The 16,882-nt window shown below is 34.9% G+C and carries 17 protein-coding genes; 6 read left to right on the top strand and 11 right to left on the bottom strand.

Annotated features, from left to right (window positions below; translation table 11 throughout):
• Positions 1-120: 120 nt before the first annotated feature.
• Both BR44_RS09795 and BR44_RS09790 read right to left on the bottom strand, forming a co-directional pair.
• Positions 121-1,902: an ABC transporter ATP-binding protein gene (locus tag BR44_RS09795; protein ID WP_034552318.1), complete on the bottom strand. Its 1,782-nt coding sequence runs from the start codon at positions 1,900-1,902 to the stop codon at positions 121-123.
• Positions 1,889-3,652, bottom strand: coding sequence for an ABC transporter ATP-binding protein (locus tag BR44_RS09790; protein ID WP_034552315.1), 1,764 nt, complete (start codon positions 3,650-3,652; stop codon positions 1,889-1,891). Before BR44_RS09790 ends, BR44_RS09795 begins: the two co-directional genes overlap by 14 nt.
• Before the next feature lie 207 nt (positions 3,653-3,859).
• On the opposite strand from BR44_RS09790, the gene BR44_RS09785 reads away from it, so the two are divergent.
• A complete protein-coding gene (locus BR44_RS09785) occupies positions 3,860-4,705 on the top strand; it encodes a helix-turn-helix transcriptional regulator (protein WP_034552312.1) in 846 nt (281 codons plus the stop codon).
• A gap of 199 nt (positions 4,706-4,904) precedes the next feature.
• On the opposite strand, the gene BR44_RS09780 is transcribed toward BR44_RS09785, so the two are convergent.
• Both BR44_RS09780 and BR44_RS09775 read right to left on the bottom strand, forming a co-directional pair.
• Entirely contained in the window at positions 4,905-5,759 is an 855-nt protein-coding gene (locus tag BR44_RS09780; protein WP_034552309.1) for a glycosyltransferase family 8 protein, read from the bottom strand.
• A gap of 149 nt (positions 5,760-5,908) precedes the next feature.
• A complete protein-coding gene (locus tag BR44_RS09775; protein WP_034552306.1) occupies positions 5,909-6,760 on the bottom strand; it encodes a glycosyltransferase family 8 protein in 852 nt (283 codons plus the stop codon).
• A gap of 348 nt (positions 6,761-7,108) precedes the next feature.
• Between BR44_RS09775 and BR44_RS09770 the strand changes: the two genes are divergently transcribed.
• Both BR44_RS09770 and BR44_RS09765 read left to right on the top strand, forming a co-directional pair.
• Positions 7,109-7,675: a hypothetical protein gene (locus BR44_RS09770; RefSeq protein WP_034552304.1), complete on the top strand. Its 567-nt coding sequence runs from the start codon at positions 7,109-7,111 to the stop codon at positions 7,673-7,675.
• A 70-nt stretch (positions 7,676-7,745) separates the two neighbouring features.
• A complete protein-coding gene (locus tag BR44_RS09765) occupies positions 7,746-8,186 on the top strand; it encodes an acyl-CoA thioesterase (RefSeq protein WP_034552302.1) in 441 nt (146 codons plus the stop codon).
• Positions 8,187-8,200: 14 nt separating this feature from the next.
• On the opposite strand, the gene BR44_RS12075 is transcribed toward BR44_RS09765, so the two are convergent.
• From BR44_RS12075 to BR44_RS09755, 3 genes are all read right to left on the bottom strand, one after another.
• On the bottom strand, positions 8,201-8,323 hold the full coding sequence (locus tag BR44_RS12075; RefSeq protein ID WP_281173143.1) for a hypothetical protein: 123 nt from the start codon (positions 8,321-8,323) through the stop codon (positions 8,201-8,203).
• 101 nt (positions 8,324-8,424) lie between these two features.
• Positions 8,425-8,562 carry a hypothetical protein gene (locus tag BR44_RS09760; protein ID WP_156954952.1) on the bottom strand — a complete coding sequence of 46 codons (138 nt, stop codon included), beginning with the start codon at positions 8,560-8,562 and terminating at the stop codon, positions 8,425-8,427.
• 84 nt (positions 8,563-8,646) lie between these two features.
• Positions 8,647-9,120, bottom strand: coding sequence for a Dps family protein (locus BR44_RS09755; RefSeq protein ID WP_034552296.1), 474 nt, complete (start codon positions 9,118-9,120; stop codon positions 8,647-8,649).
• 206 nt (positions 9,121-9,326) lie between these two features.
• On the opposite strand from BR44_RS09755, the gene BR44_RS11170 reads away from it, so the two are divergent.
• Positions 9,327-9,902: a general stress protein gene (locus tag BR44_RS11170; RefSeq protein WP_051912684.1), complete on the top strand. Its 576-nt coding sequence runs from the start codon at positions 9,327-9,329 to the stop codon at positions 9,900-9,902.
• Between the two features lie 93 nt (positions 9,903-9,995).
• Here BR44_RS11170 and BR44_RS09745 read toward each other — a convergent pair whose 3' ends face one another.
• The 3 genes from BR44_RS09745 to BR44_RS09735 all read right to left on the bottom strand — a co-directional run bounded on the left by BR44_RS09745 (position 9,996) and on the right by BR44_RS09735 (position 12,782).
• Positions 9,996-10,988, bottom strand: coding sequence for an ornithine cyclodeaminase family protein (locus BR44_RS09745; RefSeq protein WP_034552294.1), 993 nt, complete (start codon positions 10,986-10,988; stop codon positions 9,996-9,998).
• Between the two features lie 85 nt (positions 10,989-11,073).
• A complete protein-coding gene (locus tag BR44_RS09740; RefSeq protein ID WP_034552291.1) occupies positions 11,074-11,961 on the bottom strand; it encodes a sulfite exporter TauE/SafE family protein in 888 nt (295 codons plus the stop codon).
• Between the two features lie 20 nt (positions 11,962-11,981).
• The gene (locus tag BR44_RS09735) at positions 11,982-12,782 is read right to left on the bottom strand and encodes a TrmB family transcriptional regulator (RefSeq protein ID WP_034552289.1); all 801 of its coding nucleotides are present in this window, start codon (positions 12,780-12,782) and stop codon (positions 11,982-11,984) included.
• A 324-nt stretch (positions 12,783-13,106) separates the two neighbouring features.
• On the opposite strand from BR44_RS09735, the gene BR44_RS09730 reads away from it, so the two are divergent.
• Positions 13,107-14,018: an aldo/keto reductase gene (locus BR44_RS09730; RefSeq protein ID WP_034552286.1), complete on the top strand. Its 912-nt coding sequence runs from the start codon at positions 13,107-13,109 to the stop codon at positions 14,016-14,018.
• A gap of 67 nt (positions 14,019-14,085) precedes the next feature.
• Here the strand turns inward: BR44_RS09730 and BR44_RS09725 are convergent, their stop codons facing one another.
• Positions 14,086-15,273, bottom strand: a complete 1,188-nt coding sequence (locus BR44_RS09725) for a hydroxymethylglutaryl-CoA synthase (protein WP_034552284.1) — start codon at positions 15,271-15,273, stop codon at positions 14,086-14,088.
• A gap of 303 nt (positions 15,274-15,576) precedes the next feature.
• On the opposite strand from BR44_RS09725, the gene BR44_RS09720 reads away from it, so the two are divergent.
• A complete protein-coding gene (locus BR44_RS09720) occupies positions 15,577-16,767 on the top strand; it encodes an acetyl-CoA C-acetyltransferase (RefSeq protein ID WP_034552281.1) in 1,191 nt (396 codons plus the stop codon).
• Positions 16,768-16,882 lie beyond the last annotated feature (115 nt).

The following is a 16,882-nucleotide window of genomic DNA, read 5'->3' as shown; positions in this document are numbered from 1 at the left end:
TTTAGCCGCTAGCAAAACAATGCCGTACCAAAAATCTTTATTTTTCATAAAAATTGCACTACAAACCCTTTTGTTTGTAGTGCAAAACGTATTATTTATTACCATTTAACTATCTTAATCTTACATTTTTTGCAATAAATCGAATTGTGTTTTGTATAAATGGTAGTACAACCCTTTTTGGTCCATCAATTCTTGATGACTACCCGATTCTTGGATAATTTTATCAGCAATATAAAAAATTCTTGTACTGTTTTTGATTGTCGATAATCGGTGAGCAATGATAAAAGCTGTCCTTCCTTCTAACAAACGATCGAGCCCTTCTTGTAAAAGAATTTCAGTTTGTGTATCAATACTTGAAGTCGCTTCATCTAGAATTAATACTTTTGGATCGGCTAACAATGTACGAGCAAAAGAAATTAGTTGACGTTGTCCAGCTGACAATGTGCTCCCTCGCTCATTGATTACAGTATCATAACCATTTTTTTGCTGCATGATAAATTCATGCGCACGAACAATTTTAGCCGCTGCCATTATTTCTTCTTCTGTGGCATCTAAATTCCCATAGTTTATGTTCTCCATGATAGTACCAGAAAAAATAAATGTATCTTGTAGCATAACCCCTATTTGATCTCTCAACGATTTTAATGTCACGTTTCGAATATCAATACCATCTACCAAAATTTCACCCTCATTCACATCATAAAACCGACTGATTAAATTAATAATAGTTGATTTCCCTGCTCCAGTCGGGCCAACTATTGCAATGGTTTCTCCTGGTTCAGCATGGAAAGATAGGTTTTCAAAAATTGTTTGATCTGGTTTATACCCAAATGTAACATCTTTAAAAACAACGTCTCCTTTTACAGGTGGCATAACAAATGCATCTTCTTTATCTGTAATTTCAGGCTTTACATCGAGTGTTTCAAAAATTCGTTCGAGATAAGCCGTCCCAGTAATGAGCGAGTTATAAAAGTTCCCGATATTAACCATCGGATTCCAAAAGTTATTAACATAACCAATAAAAGCAATTAAGACCCCAGTAGAGACATCTACTCCTATCCCTCTCACACCAATAAAATAAATAAGTGAGATAGTAACTGTCGCAACATTTTGAATAGCTGGCGCTAATAACAATTGGATTTTAACGGCTTTTAGCCAAGTGGTTCTTTGATCTTGGCTAACTTCTGAAAATATGTCATTATTCATTGATTCACGGGTGAACGATTGTGTTACTTTAATTCCAGAAATACTTTCATGAATATAAGCATTTAAGTTGGCTTGTTTATTACTAACATCTTGAAAAGCTTTTCGTTGGGCTTTTTGAATATATAGTGTCGCCACAAATAGAAATGGCAATAATATAAATGTATACAATGTCAACTTGACATTTATCGAAAACATAAAGACTACCGTCACAACTAAGCTTAAAACATCCGAAATCACGTTGATTAACCCATTCGAAAGCAAATCACTTAGCGAATTGATATAATTAACGACTCGTATAACGATTTTTCCATGTGGTCGAGTGTCAAAATAGGAAAAAGATAATTTTTGAATGTGCTCAAAAATTTGTGACCGCATATCTTTTAAAACATTTTGTCCTAATAATGTAATATGTTGAATACGATACCTTGAACACCAACCACCGACAAGGGTTGCCAGAGAAAAAACAAGAATAATCCAACCCATCAGAGCAGTGTCTTTATTTGGTATAGCCACATCGATGACAATACTCGTCAGATAAGGACCCAGCACCAAAATAATATTAGATAACAAGATGACAAGTAATATTTTTGATACAGCTTTTTTATACGGTTTTAAATAACCCCCTAATCGTTTAAACTGTTCTTTATTAAACTCTTCTTTCAGCTCTTCATCTTTTCTAGCACTATTCTGGGCCATTATCTGACACCCCCTCATCGTCATCTGACTTGCCTAGTTGTTTCAAGTAGATTTTGTAGTAGGCACCTTTAAGTTCCAGTAGGGATACATGTGTTCCCCGTTCGATTATTTCCCCTTTAGACAAGATTAGAATTTCATCTGCTGATTTAACAGAAGAAATACGATTCGCTATAATGAACGTTGTCTTCTTTTGTGAAACAGTTTGCAGTTCTTGTTGAATTTTCACTTCTGTTTCCATATCAACTGCTGAAGTGGTGTCATCTAAAATCAGTATCGAAGGATCTTTCATCAATCCTCTTGCTAATGAAATTCGTTGACGCTGTCCACCTGACAACCCACTTCCACGTTCTCCCAAAAAGGTGTTGTATTGGTCTGGCATTTGCTCGATGAATGGACTGGCATCGGCAACACGAGCCATTAGTTTGATTCTTTCTAGCTCAGCTTCTGGTGTTCCAAATGCGATATTTTCTTTTATTGTTTCTGAGAATAAAAATACATCTTGCATCACGATGGCAATATGCTTTCTCAATTCACGTACATTGATTTTTCTTGCATCTTGTCCATCAATGAGTATACGCCCTTCAGTCGGATCAAAAAATCGTGAAATTAAATTTACTAATGTTGATTTGCCTGAACCAGTCTCTCCTAAAATACCAATGGTTTGGCCAGGTGAGGCTTTCAATGAAATATGACTTAACACCTCTGTATCCGGATCATCTGCAAAATGAAATGAAACATCCTGAAATTCAACAACTCCTCTAATGGTTGGAGTTGTCTGTCTTTTTTCAAGTGGAATCTTCGGTTTAGCCGCTAGTAATTCTCTAATTTTATACGTTGCTGTGATAAAATGCTGTAAGTCATTCACATACCACCCTACATTACGCATAGGAATCGTTAACATCCAAATAAACCCATTAAATGCAACTAGATTCCCTAAAGTCATACTGCCATCAATGACTAATAGTCCTCCTAGTCCAATTGTAATCACAGATAAAAAAGACGCCAAAGTTTCCAATACTGGCAAGTACGTTTTTGTCACAGCTGCTGATTCTAAATTCCTCTTTTTATAGTCTTCATTAAATTTGTTGAATTTTTCAATTTCATAGTCTTCTCTTGCGAAGGCTTTCACTACTTTATTTCCACTAACATTTTCTTCTACCATTGAGTTCAACCTAGAAAAGCTCTCACGAATTTGATAAAAAACAGGATTAGCCTTACGAGATAGGGCAATGGTTAATAGCCCAATAAATGGTGTAATAAAAACCAACGCCAGCATTAACCGCCATTCAATAATCCCCATCACTACAATAGCTGAAACGAGTAACAAAAAATTGTCTAAAACGTTATAGAACAGCCATGAAACCGCGTGCCGAATCGCATTCGTATCACCTGTCATTCTAGCCATTATGTCACCCACTCGAGTAGTGTTAAAAAAACTAAAATCAAGTTCTTGTAGTTTACGATACATTTCTTCACGAATATTGAATAACGTATTTTGCCCTATCTGTTCAAACATAATTTGGTAGACATAGCGGAGAATCGTACGAAAAAGGGAGGCCACAATCATCACAATTAGTAATGGAACCAACATTTCTGATTCCCCGCTTATAATAACGTTATCAACAATCATTCCACCAATTAACGGTGAGACAATATTTAACAAAGCCACTATAATAATTAAGCTAATGCCTATTGATAATTTAAACCAATAGGCACGAATGTATTTCCAAACCCATCTTATACTTCCCATATGTTTAACCTCCTTTGATTTACTAAGTACTTTAAGGATAACGAACATTTCAAGCTAAAAGAATGGTGTATTTTCTTAAAAGAGATGGAGTAAATAACAATCCATGATCATCTTACTTCATTGGCTGAATGATTGCGCTATTTAATGAGATACTTTATACTTTTAGGTAACTGAATACGAGTATACTTTTTTCTTGGAGGTGAGTGGATGTTTAATGTGAATGCCAAGACATTTAATCCTGAGATTTTATATGTTTTTGATGTAACCACTGCTGGTCCTTCCTCTGGAAGGAATCATCATCATGATTTTTTAGAACTTTCAATTATTATTGATGGCGAATCATTGTACACGATTAACGACCATACCGTTCGTTTAGAAAAGGGAACTATCCTTTTGTTTAATCCAGGCCTCGATCACCACGAACATTCTGATGCTGCTATGAAAAACACTCAGCTTCATATTGGATTTCGAAATGTCGTGTTGGATTGTTTTCCAAAAGATTTTTTTCCAGTAGATTCTCCTGTTATTCATTTAATGGAACAACACCACACAGAATTTTTTGCTATTTGTCGCAAAATTATAGCTGAACGTTCAGCTAATGAACCAGGCCTTGAACTCATGTTAAAATCCCTTGTTACACAATTAATTGTTTTCCTTTTAAGAGATAAATATGCACTGACAAACAAACATACTCGCGTTACTTTAACAGCTGAAGAGCAAAAGAAACAACAAACGGCCAATGACATCATTCACTATCTTGAAGCTCATTATATAGAAGATATTACGCTAAACGATCTTGCGCGCAACTATTATCTCAGCCCAACCAATCTGTCCCGAATTTTTAAGGAAGAAACAGGCGATTCGCCGATTAATTATTTGATTAAAATTAGACTAGAGCAAGCTAAACTTTTGCTAGCTACCCAAACAGGCATTACTATCAAAGAAATTTCAAAGTTAATTGGCTATAACGATGCTCTCTACTTTAGCAAGCTCTTTAAAAAACATTATGGCCAGTCCCCTTCTGCTTTTTTAAAAAAAGCAATCGTTAAATAAACTAATCTATTTAGTCTTTAAGCAATGAATAAAAACGGTTTCGGGACAGAAAATGTCTCAAAACCGTTTTTATTCACTAACCATTTTAGAAGACATTCCTAAGAACATTAATTCGACAGAAAAGCGCGTGAGTGTTGTGCGCTGCTATTTCTTACACCCTTATTTGTTCTAGTAATCAGCGTTTTATATCCTCATCCTCTTACTTTTCGCGAGCCTTTTCTAGCCTTGCTAACGGAAAAGCTGTTTTATTTCTTAAACCAAAATAATCTTCTCTGTAAGGATGGATAGAATCTTCATGCCAAGGCTTTTCATGTCCACAAAAATGGACAATCGCTGGGTTTTGTCTTGCTTTCTCCCATTTCATTCTGCCTATTTCCGTTGGATGTTGTTTTTCATCTAACATTAAATACGTTTGAGCATTCCAACGAGGATGCAATCCTAACCAGCGATCATGTAAAATGGCATTTAAGGTATCCTGGTCATGAAATTTCAACAAATGCGGATAAGCCTCTATAAATTCGAAAGCTTGTTCTGTAATTTTTTCTTCACGCCACTTCTTCAAATCCATAACCATCATGCCTGAATTAAAGTATCTATCTGATTGACAGTTTACTCCCATTACGTTCAAACGATCATGAAAGCCTGCATCTTCGACTGCAGCTAGTAAGTTATCTCCTAAATCTAATTCCCATATGTTTTGAATGTTTTCCAAACAAATCATATCGCAATCAAGGTAAATCGCACGATCTATAGTAGTTAAAAGATTTGGAATGGAAATCCTATAATAAGCAGTCCTCGGAATCCTTTCACTCTCAACTACATTTTCAAATTCAGATTCATCAATCGATAAATAACTAATACGTGCTTTGTGTCGGTTAACAGTACGATTCAACAATAATTTTGAGTTCAATGAGATATTGTCATCGATTACATAAAAATTTAATTGAGTATCCGCATTTTTGCTTACTAATAAAGAAAGAAACAGCGTTGTCAGATGAGGGACAAAATCCTCATTACTAGATGAAACGATTGTGATGTTTTTAGACTCAAGCATGGTAGTTCCTCCTCTATCAAATCAAACTATTTTCATTTTTTCATATCCTATTTTTTCGTAGCTTAAATAAGACCTAGAAAACAGGGTCTTTTTTAAGCTCTCAAAAGAGTGCATGTTCGCTAGTTGTGTTCGTTAGTAACATAGAGAAATTATTGTTGAGATTCTACTTCTCTTTGTTGAAAAGGTGATTTGGCTAATTCTTTTAAGTATATTTGAGTGTATGGGTGGTATTCATCTGAGTTCCAAGGTTTGTCATGACCAGTAAAGTGAACAATCGAGGGATGTTGGATAGCTTCTTTATACAGTTTTTTATACTCTGCAGTTGGCGGTTGATGTCTTTCAAATAGTAAGGATGTTTGCACATTCCATTTAGGATGCAATTGAAACCACTTTTCATAAAGAATAGCGTTAAGCGCATCTTGATCATGGTAGATAATTTTATCCTCTTCTTCTTGTAAAAAAGTAAGCGTTTTTTTAGTTATGCCAGCTTTTCGCCAATTATTTAAATCAATGAGCATTAAACCAGAGTTAAAATAATAATCGTCTGTGTCGATGCCCAATCTTTCTAACACAAGAGCTTGACCTGGATCAATAACAGCACCAATAATATTTTCACCAATATCGGTATCGTATAGTTTAGAAACATCCTCTAGCACTAGCACATCACAATCAATATACAGTACCTTTTCATAATGTTTGTCTGATAATAAGTCTGGCAATGATATGCGGTAATAAGCTGTTTGAGTAATATGATCACTCTCTAACACATCTGCATATAAATCAGAGTTAACTTCCAAATAATGGATTACAGATGATTGATTAGAAACAACTTGATTCAATTTTTCTTTGCTTGCTTTGGAAATATGATCATCAATGATATAAAAAGCGATGGCAACATCATCAGCTAAATGCTTTAACAAGGTCATCATCATAACACTAAGGTACGGAGCGTAATGATCATCTACAGCACTCACAATGGGTATTACTTTCTTATTATTCATTCCTAATCTTCCTTTCAAAAAAACATTTAAAGGGTGCTCGCATTAAAACAGTATGTTCTAACCAATATGTTATAGCCTTTTATATATTTTAGCAAATAAAAACACTTAGCTACACTAATCTTTATGCATTTAATGTGCATAAAGATTAGCTTTGTAACATTCTTTTCACTTCTTTTAGTCTTTTACTAAAGAAGTCTAGTAAAAACATATGGATAGTGTATACTTAGAAAGTCATTATAGTTTTTATTATCCATGATGTTATTTTAATATCGCTCTCATTTAAACTCTTACTATTCAAAGAAACAGGTATAACATAGCTTGACTAATTTATAAAAAGAAGGTAGTTTCATGAAAATATATCTCGTTTTAACCGATACAAATACAATTCTTTCTAAAACCATCAAGTTTTATACTAAAGCTGAATACAACCATGCTTCCATCGCTCTTGATTCTACACTGGTAGATATGTATAGTTTTGGCAGAAAGAGGCCTAACAATCCTTTTATTGCCGGTTTTATCCAGGAAGACTTAACTAGAGAATACTTTATCCGTGCACAATGCAATATTCTTTCCTGTGATGTGACTCCAGAACAATTTACGTTGTTAACTAATTTAATACAATATTATGAACAAACAAAGAATATGTATCATTATAATTTAATTGGATTAGTGACACTTGCTCTTAATATTGATTATAAACGAGACGATACCTTTTTTTGCTCTCAATTCGTTGCTCAGTTGTTATCCGATAGTGCGATTTATGATTTTCAAAAAGAAATTCATTTTATTACACCACAAGATTTAGAAGCATTGCCTATTTTTGAATCAATCTATACCGGTTCGCTGTACGATTACTTATCATCTACTCCAAATCAAGCATTGAAGCCAGATTTATTGACACTTTCAAAAGTTTGACTTATCGCTTATCCAGCCTATCATTTTATGATGGGCACTTTTTTTAATCAGGTAAAGTGAGGGGTTTTTTATGAACAATGAATTAAAGCTTTATGAACACAAAGCTCAATACTATGAAACCGATCAAATGGGCATTATTCATCACTCTAATTATATTCGCTGGTTTGAAGAAGCTCGGACAGATTTATTAGATTCAGTCGGATTTGGCTATGATCAAATGGAAGAATCGGGAATTATTATTCCTGTTTTAGCTATCAATTGTGAGTACAAATCAATGGTTTATTATAATCAAACCGTTTATATCATTCCTGCTGTCGAGTTTTTCAATGGGATTAAATTAACCCTTTCATATCGAGTAATCGATAAAGTATCAGGCGAACTAAGAGCTTATGGAGAAAGCAAGCATTGCTTTTTAAATAGTAACCACCGACCAGTCTCTTTAAAAAAGGTAAATAAACCCATTTATGACTTATTTGAAAATCTTGTTGGAAAAGATATGTTCACTAATTAAAAAAAGCATCTGATTTACTCTTTTTTGAGTAAACCGGATGCTTTTTGATTAATGATAAAAGAACGTCCTTTAGCAGCAATGGTTTCCACTCCACCTATTGCTATTAACGAGTAGTTTCCACTAACCTTTTTCAACACGAAAGCAGGGTGAAAATGGACAAATCCGAGTTATTTTTCATCCGAATTGTCCATCTAAAGAAGAACCGTACCCTTTTTAATAAAGTACACCGTCTTCAATTTTATACACACCATCCTAATAGTTCAGCATGAGCACTCATAATAACGGCTTTGCTTCTAGATTTCACTTCTTGAGCACTTAATTTCACTACTTCTTTAGCGCACTTTGTATCTAGCTTAACCATTGGTTCATCTGCCACTATTAGTTCTGGATTATTTATAAGAAGTCTTTTTCTACAAAAAAACACCAGAAAAGTTCTGATGCTTTTTTATAAAGTGACGTATTATTCGCCTTCTAGTGGATCTTTTCCAAGGAAAGCTTGCAACATCCAGATGTGTTTATCTACTGCCGTTTTGTAACCAATCAATACATCTTGTGTCACATTATCGCCTGCTTCGCCAGTTAACGTGATGGCTTTAGCTAATTCATCTCTCATAATACGAAAATCCATTACTATTGAGGTTACCATATCCATAGCAGAAACTTTGCCTGTATAAGGTTTTTCTTTAATAGAAGAATGATCTAAAAATTCTTGTAATGTTGAATAAGGTTTGCCTCCAATTGCAAGTAATCGTTCAGCTAACTCATCAAATTTTTCTGTGGTTTCATTGTATAACTCTTCAAATTTTTCATGTAGTGTAAAGAAGTGACTGCCTTGTACGTAAAAATGATGCTGATATAATTTTGTAGTAAAGACGCTATGAGCTGCCACCAAGTTATTCAGTGCCGTTTGTACTTCGGTATTCGTTTTTGTCATGTTTCTTTTCCTCCCACAATCGTATTAAAGTGATTACCACTTTGTAATAATCATAATTAAAAGAGCTAAAGTTGTCTAATGATACGTCTTTTTTTAATAAATCTGTTCGTTACTTTTTCTTGTAATAAGCGTTTATATTTGGAAACCTTTTCATTATTTGATAGGATATTTATATGAACAACATTAAGCTAATAGGAGGAATAGATATGTCAAAAATTTTCAGAAATGCTTATCAGTCAGTTGAAGAAGCTGCAGCCGAAGTGGAACATTTACTATTAGAGGGATATGAAGCAGATGATATTACTGTTGTCACGTATAAAGAAAATAAAGGACGAATCGAAAGTTTAACCATTGCTGATGTTGATCCAATAACTCAAGCACGCCACCAGTCTATTTGGGACCGCACTAGAGATGTCTTTACTGATGGTGATTTAGAAAATCCGCTTGGAAAATACCATTTGAGCCCGGTTATCACCGAACGCTACAATAAAGCTATCGAAAATGGCGGATATGTTATTTTAGTTGAAGAACCAATAAATACAAGTGATGCATTTAATTCTAGCGGTGATTCCACAGATGATGATATAGATTCTATTCCGATTATTGGTGAATATTCAGCTGCTCATGCTGATATTCCTGCTTCAAATAAAAATAAAAAGTTAACGGTTGATGGTATTCCAATTAAAGACTCAGACGGGACATTTGCTGGGGATCATCCTATTGAGAATCCAAGTATACCCATGTCACCTGGTACAAATCAGGATAAAGTTAGTAAAGAATAAAAAAATAGTTGTGTTGTTAAATTGAAAGAAACCAGCCATTGAAAAATTTCAATGGCTGGCTTTTTTTATTTATCAGACTAACTTTCTTTATTTTTATAATGTGATTTCTGTTCCAACTCCAAGTTCTTTGGCTTTTATAAGAATTTTTTCAGCAGTAACCACGTCTAACACAGCCGTGCCAACTGTTTTGAAGACTGTAATTTCTTCATCGCTTTCACGACCTGAAATTTTCCCTAGCATCACTTCTCCAAGATCTCCTTGATAATGACTTCTTTCAACCAATCCTTCTTTTAAAGGTGTAATGATATCGCCCGCTTCTGCCAATACCCCTTGCGTTGTGTCAAAAATAACTTTATCTGCTCGTACGATAATTTCACTAGGAAGCTCATGCATTTCAGGAGTATAAGCTCCTACACCATTGATATGAGCGCCATTTTTAACAAATTCTCCAGCAAATGTTGCACGTTTAGAAGTGGTTACAGACGTGATGATATCTGCTCCTTTTACAGCCTCTTCTGCAGAATCTACAGCAATTAATTTTGTCCCAAAATGAGCAAATTTTTCTGCCATTTCTTTAACAAATTGTTGGCATCGTTCTTTATCTATATCAACTATTCTAACTTCTTCTAGTGAACGAACAGTCAACATCGCTTCCAATTGAGAAACAGCTTGGCCACCTGTTCCGAATAAAGCAGCAATTTTAGCATCTTTTCGAGCTAAAATATCTGTTGCGGCTCCTTGAACAGCTCCTGTACGCAATTGTGTTAAGTAAGTTCCATCCATCATAGCTTCTACTATTCCCGTTTCAGCATTCAACATAACCATCGTTGCTGGAACGCTTGGTAAATTTTTTCCAATATTTCCAGGATAAATAGACACGATTTTCACACCTAAAGCCTGGTTATCTCCAGCAACATAAGCAGGCATATACAAACTCTGGCCACCATGTTCAGGAACATCAATATTCGTACGCAACGGAACGGTACTTTTCCCTTCAGAAAAAAGACGCAATGCCTCTTTATCTGCTTGAATAGCCTCTTTCATTGAAAAAGCTTTTTGCATATCTTCTTTAGTTAATACAATCATTTTTTCCTCTCCTCTGTGTACTTTACTTTATTTATCACTCAACTTACTATTTCGATTCATCTACATTCTAGCTTACTTTGTCTTCTTAATTGATTTCGTTTGCCAAGTTCATTTTAGATTTACGCAACTCTAAAACCATGCTAACAGCTGTGTAAAGTAAAATCACAATAACCAACCATTGTAGCATACCAGTATTTAGAGATTTAACAAAGTAAACGGCTGTTAAGACACCTAGTACCCCAAATGTAGAGGTAAATAACGTGATCTTACGGCTATACTGACCAAATTTAACGAATTGCATACTTCCAATAGGAACTGAGAATGTGGCTGCTCCCATCATAATGGGGAAAGCTACTGCTGGATTCATACCTAAAGCATAAACCGTAGCCATTGTTAGCGCATATGAACCAATACCAATATTGTTTAATGCACCATAAGCAAATAATAAAACGCCGGCTGTTACTAATTTTAGACCATATAACTCTGTTGCTGTTCCGTTAGAAGGAATCACATTGAATTTCCCAGCTAAAATTAACACTGCTGCAACGGTTAAACCGATTGAAATAAATTGTTTGATTGTTTTTTCTGGTAATTTCACAACAAAACGTGGTCCTACATACGCTCCAATAACTTGACTGATAATACAAACAGCTAATGTTTTAAGTCCAACATCAATTGATGTGATATATAAGAGAGCCATTGCTGCTACTGGAATAACACATTGTGCATTTAATGTTCCTGGTAGTTTCTTTAAAGGCACCCATTTCAACTTTCGATACAATACTGTTCCAATAGCGAAATCTGATACGCCAAAAGTGGAAAGTAAAAATGTAAAGAATGAAGTAAAGGGTAATGCTAGCGTGCTAGCTGGTTCACTCATAATGTCATTCTTGTGTTTTGTTAGATCCTTCACAAAAGATAGTACAAAAAATAAGTTCACAATTACAATTAACGTTAATAATACCGTAGTCATTCTAGTTTCCTCCAATAATTTTAGTTTTTATAAATATTTCTAACATCCATTAAATCTTTTCCAAATACTTGTTTAGCTGGGTCTTCCAACTGCTTGATCATGCGTAAATTATAAGCATCATGAATAATGTATTCTTTGGCTAATTTCACCATCGAATGATTGCGTGTCCAAATGACATCTGGCTGGTCATTCGGTAATGTGCCGTAGACAACCTCTTTTGAATCTGCCACTATGCTAATCCAGCGACTTCCATAATCTTTCAATTTATCTTCTTCGAACCCATGTTTGTAAAACCGAGCAAATGGTAACTCATAACGCTGTTCTTGACTAAATAAAATAACGATGAAATTTTCTAACCGCTTTTCTGCTTTGGTTAATAATCCAATCATTTCCTTAGTTAAGTCTTCTTCCCAAACTTGTAAATAAAGATCTTTTTGAGAGCTTTCAATTAACTCGTTCACTTTTTCAATAACTTGGTTATAATCTGAAAAGTTCCATAATGTTTCAGTCATTTCTGACTCTTCAATATTCCCTAAATTATTTTCGATTTCATTGAAATCATCTTGTGTTTTTCTCTTTAATTGTTCTATTACCCTGGCAACCGGCTGAGCCATATACAATACTGGATCTGTATTGCTACAAATAACTAACCCTTTTTTTAATAAAACATTTAAGGTATTGTATACTTTCGAACGGGGAACACTTGAATTTTTACTCACTTCATAACCTGTTTGGCCGCTTTTTTTCAGTAATGCAATGTAAACCAATGTTTCATATTCTGAAAATTGATACTCTTTCATAATGGCTATTACTCGATTCATTTTATTCCTCCCTTCAAGGTGAAATTAATCACATGAGTGTCTTTGATTGATTAGTAGCTACCTTCAGTAACTACTATAATCCCAAAAAAAATTTGTGTCAATCATTTTGTGAATAATTTACTTTATTTTCACTGAATTAATTCTTATAAATACTTATACCTACAAATATATTAACTATTAATATCTTTTTATCACCATTCCTTGCTCGGTATCGCACAATGTTGGGTCGTTCATCTATTTTACCTGTTTCCGTTTACATGTTACAATACTGTATGGTGTGTCCCATTCATTGAATGGATAAAAAAGCAAAAGGAGAATGAGCAAATGAAAAAAATAGCATTAGGAACAAGTGATTTAATGGTTTCGAATATTGGTTTAGGCTGTATGACTATGGCTGGTCTGTCAGCAAAAGAAGCAACAGCTGTTGTCGATAATGCATTGGACTTAGGCGTGAATTTTTTTGATCACGCCGATATCTATGGTGGTGGTAAATCAGAAGAAGTCTTTTCCAAAGCGATTGACTTAAAATCTGCTGCTCGAGAAAAAGTTATTATCCAAAGCAAGACAGCGATACGAAAAGGTTTCTATGATTTTTCAAAAGAGCACATTCTTCATTCCGTTGATGAAAGTTTAAGTCGCTTAAAAACAGATTACCTTGATGTTCTCTTATTGCATCGTCCTGATGCATTAGCTGAACCAGAAGAAGTAGCAGAAGCTTTTAATATTTTAGAAAAAAATGGAAAAGTTCGTCATTTTGGAGTAAGCAACCACAACCCCATGCAAATTGAATTATTGAAACAAACCGTTGAACAAGAATTAATTGTCAATCAATTGCAATTAAGTGTTATGCATACTGGCATGATTGATGCTGGTATAACCGTGAATACAAAACACAACAACAGCATCAACCATGATGGCAGTGTTCTTGATTACAGCCGCCTTAACAAAATGACTATTCAAGCATGGTCACCTATTAAAGCTGGTGGAGAAGTTTTCATTGATCATCCAAATTTCCCTGATATAAATGCTAAGCTAAAAGAAATCGGTGAAAAATATGGCCTTGATTCTTCTGGTGCTGCAATTGCTTGGATTTTACGTCATCCTGCTCATATTCAGACCATTGTTGGAACAATGACACCTAATCGTTTGAACGAGTACGCACTAGCATCTGATATTCAGTTAACACGTGAAGAATGGTATGAACTTTATCGATCTGCTGGAAATCCAGTGCCTTAAAAAGCTTAACTAATCAAAAAAGGGAGCGAGACAATTGTCTCACTCCCTTTTTATGTAGAAAGATTGATTAATTTGAACCATACGTCCGTTTGTTGATGTACTGTCTTTTATTCTCAGACATCCCTGCTAAACAAATTGCTGCCGAATCTTTTTCTATATCCAATTCAATAGTTGATCCATCAACTGGCAACTCTTGTTTAAAGATAGATTCGTATTCTTCTACGCTAATTTTTCTTCTTGATGACAACCTATCTGTATTTTGGATAGTGTTTAATTGAGTTTGATAGCCAGGCTGCATAATGCCAGTGAAAAATTCTCCCACTGCTCCTGAACCATAACTAAACAAGCCAATTCTTGAACCTTCTTTTAACTCTTCTTTTTGTTCTAAAAGAGAAAGCAAGCTTAAGTATAAAGAACCTGTATAAATATTACCTACTATTTTATTATACTGAATACTTTTTTGATAATTTTCTAACATTCTTTTTTGGTCTTCAGTTGTTCCTTCTTCTTCTAGAACAGGTTTCAAGGCTTTAAGTCCCATTTTAGTATAGGGCACATGGAAACAAAGAGCTTCAAAGTCTTTAAATCCTAAACCACTCTTAGCTTTATATTGTTTCCAAACTGTTTCAAAAAATAAAATGTATTGTTCATTTGAAAATTTCCCATCAACAAAAGCCATATCTGAGTAAGTTGGACGCCAAAAATCCATAATGTCCGATGTAAGATAGGCGCTGTTATTTTCTAAAACCATTATTTTTGGGTTCGCGCTAATAACTAGTGCAACTGCCCCGGCTCCTTGAGTCGATTCTCCTGGAGAATTCAGACCATACTTAGCAATATCTGAAGCCAGTACTAGAACTTTGCTGTCTGGATTTAATGCAACATGACCTTTTGCCATTTGTATACCTGCTGTTGCGCCATAACAAGCTTGTTTGATTTCAAAGGAGCGAGCAACTGGATCTAATCCAAGTAATTCGTGAACATAAACAGCAGCAGATTTTGATTGATCTATCCCTGTCTCAGTTCCAAAAATAACTAGGTCAATCGCTTCTTTATCTTTTTCATCTAATAAATTCAATGCAGCATTTGCTGCCAATGTTACCGTATCTTGAGTAATAGGCGCAATCGCCATCTTTTCTTGTCCAATACCAATAGTAAACTTATCTGGTTCTATTCCTCTGGCAACAGCTAATTCACGCATATCCATATATAAATCTGGGGCATAAAACCCAATTTTATCGATTCCTATTTCCAAAAAAATCTCCTCCAATAATCCTTTATCATGAATAAAAAATCCAGCGCATGAATACTATACCAATAGACACATTACACCTGTTAAACTTAGTAGCTCAATTAAAGAATAGTACACAATAGTTTAAAAAACAAGAAGTTAGCGTTAAATTAAAGATAAGCTTAATATTCTAGCCATTTTTTTAACTCAAAATGTTTTATAAAAACTTAAAGTGTCATATTGAGGAGAATATCGTACAATAAAGGTAGTTCGTAGTCATTTAAAGACTAAATGATCAGATTACAGTAAATAAAGGAGAGGTATCTATTGGAAGAAGTCGTTATCGTTAGTGCCGCAAGAACGCCAATTGGAAAGTTCGGAGGCAGTTTAAAAAATGTATCCGCTGTCGAATTAGGAATGATTGTTACAAAAGAAGCTATCAAAAGAGCCTCTATTACTCCAGATAACGTTGACCAGGTTATTTTTGGCAATGTCTTACAGGCAGGTTCCGGCCAAAATCCAGCGCGCCAAATTGCGGTTCATTCTGGTATCCCTTATGTCACTCCTGGCATGACAGTTAACGAAGTCTGTGGTTCTGGATTAAAAGCCATTATTCTAGGAAGTCAGGCCATCCAATTAGGGGATGCTGACGTTATCGTTGTTGGGGGTACCGAAAACATGTCTCAGGCTCCTTATCTTTTAAACACACACCGCTGGGGCAAAAAAGCTGGCGATGACCGTTTGATAGATAGCGTTATGCATGATGGTCTTTCAGATGCTTTCAGCCAATTACCTATGGGACTAACTGCTGAAAAAGTCGCCGAACAGTACAGCATTTCTAGAACCGAACAAGATCAATTTGCATTGCAATCACAAAAAAGAGCTGCTACCGCCCAAAAAGATGGTAAATTTATAAAAGAAATTATACCTGTTCCAATTAAAGGAAAAGAGCAACTATTTAGTGATGATGAATTTATTCGTGAAACTACCACTCTAGATAGTTTAACAAAGCTAAAGCCCGCTTTTAAAGAAAACGGATCCGTCACTGCTGGAAATTCATCCGGAATTAATGATGGCGCAGCCGCTCTTGTCTTAATGAAAAAATCATTAGCTGAACAATTAGAACTCCCCTATCTAGCGACTATCAAAGGTTATGCAGAAGTCGGTATTGATCCTGCTATTATGGGATATGCCCCTTACCATGCCATAAAAAAAGTTTTAAAGAAAACCAATCTAACGCTTGAAAAAATGGATTCCATTGAATTAAATGAAGCTTTTGCTGCTCAAAGTGTCGCTGTTGCTAGAGATTTAAATTTAACTATGGCTAACGTTAATGCAAACGGCGGGGCTATTGCACTCGGTCATCCTATTGGGGCCTCAGGGTCTAGAATCGTAGTAAGTCTCATCCATGAGCTTTTAAACAATAAAACTCGTTATGGACTTGCTTCTTTGTGTGTCGGTGGAGGCATCGGTATAGCGCTAATTATTGAGAGCAATCCGTTGAATGAAATAAAATGAAAAAATTTTCATTAGGTTGATACGCAAATATCTGGTATAATGTGTAGTGAACGTGATTTCAAAGCTCAGTTCTCGTTTTTTTCTTTTTTAGATACAGATAAATTGTGTGAAGTAA

It is taken from the genome of Carnobacterium funditum DSM 5970, assembly GCF_000744185.1.
GTDB classification, from domain to species: Bacteria; Bacillota; Bacilli; order Lactobacillales; family Carnobacteriaceae; genus Carnobacterium_A; species Carnobacterium_A funditum.
The sequence above is the reverse complement of the archived record's forward strand: the minus strand, read 5'-3'. Positions and strand labels throughout refer to the sequence as shown.

Coding starts and splice junctions, on each gene's coding strand:
- BR44_RS09795 (WP_034552318.1), bottom strand. CDS start 1,902: ATGGCCCAGAATAGTGCTAGAAAAGATGAAGAGCTGAAAGAAGAGTTT.
- BR44_RS09790 (WP_034552315.1), bottom strand. CDS start 3,652: ATGGGAAGTATAAGATGGGTTTGGAAATACATTCGTGCCTATTGGTTT.
- BR44_RS09785 (WP_034552312.1), top strand. CDS start 3,860: ATGTTTAATGTGAATGCCAAGACATTTAATCCTGAGATTTTATATGTT.
- BR44_RS09780 (WP_034552309.1), bottom strand. CDS start 5,759: ATGCTTGAGTCTAAAAACATCACAATCGTTTCATCTAGTAATGAGGAT.
- BR44_RS09775 (WP_034552306.1), bottom strand. CDS start 6,760: ATGAATAATAAGAAAGTAATACCCATTGTGAGTGCTGTAGATGATCAT.
- BR44_RS09770 (WP_034552304.1), top strand. CDS start 7,109: ATGAAAATATATCTCGTTTTAACCGATACAAATACAATTCTTTCTAAA.
- BR44_RS09765 (WP_034552302.1), top strand. CDS start 7,746: ATGAACAATGAATTAAAGCTTTATGAACACAAAGCTCAATACTATGAA.
- BR44_RS09755 (WP_034552296.1), bottom strand. CDS start 9,120: ATGACAAAAACGAATACCGAAGTACAAACGGCACTGAATAACTTGGTG.
- BR44_RS11170 (WP_051912684.1), top strand. CDS start 9,327: ATGTCAAAAATTTTCAGAAATGCTTATCAGTCAGTTGAAGAAGCTGCA.
- BR44_RS09745 (WP_034552294.1), bottom strand. CDS start 10,988: ATGATTGTATTAACTAAAGAAGATATGCAAAAAGCTTTTTCAATGAAA.
- BR44_RS09740 (WP_034552291.1), bottom strand. CDS start 11,961: ATGACTACGGTATTATTAACGTTAATTGTAATTGTGAACTTATTTTTT.
- BR44_RS09735 (WP_034552289.1), bottom strand. CDS start 12,782: ATGAATCGAGTAATAGCCATTATGAAAGAGTATCAATTTTCAGAATAT.
- BR44_RS09730 (WP_034552286.1), top strand. CDS start 13,107: ATGAAAAAAATAGCATTAGGAACAAGTGATTTAATGGTTTCGAATATT.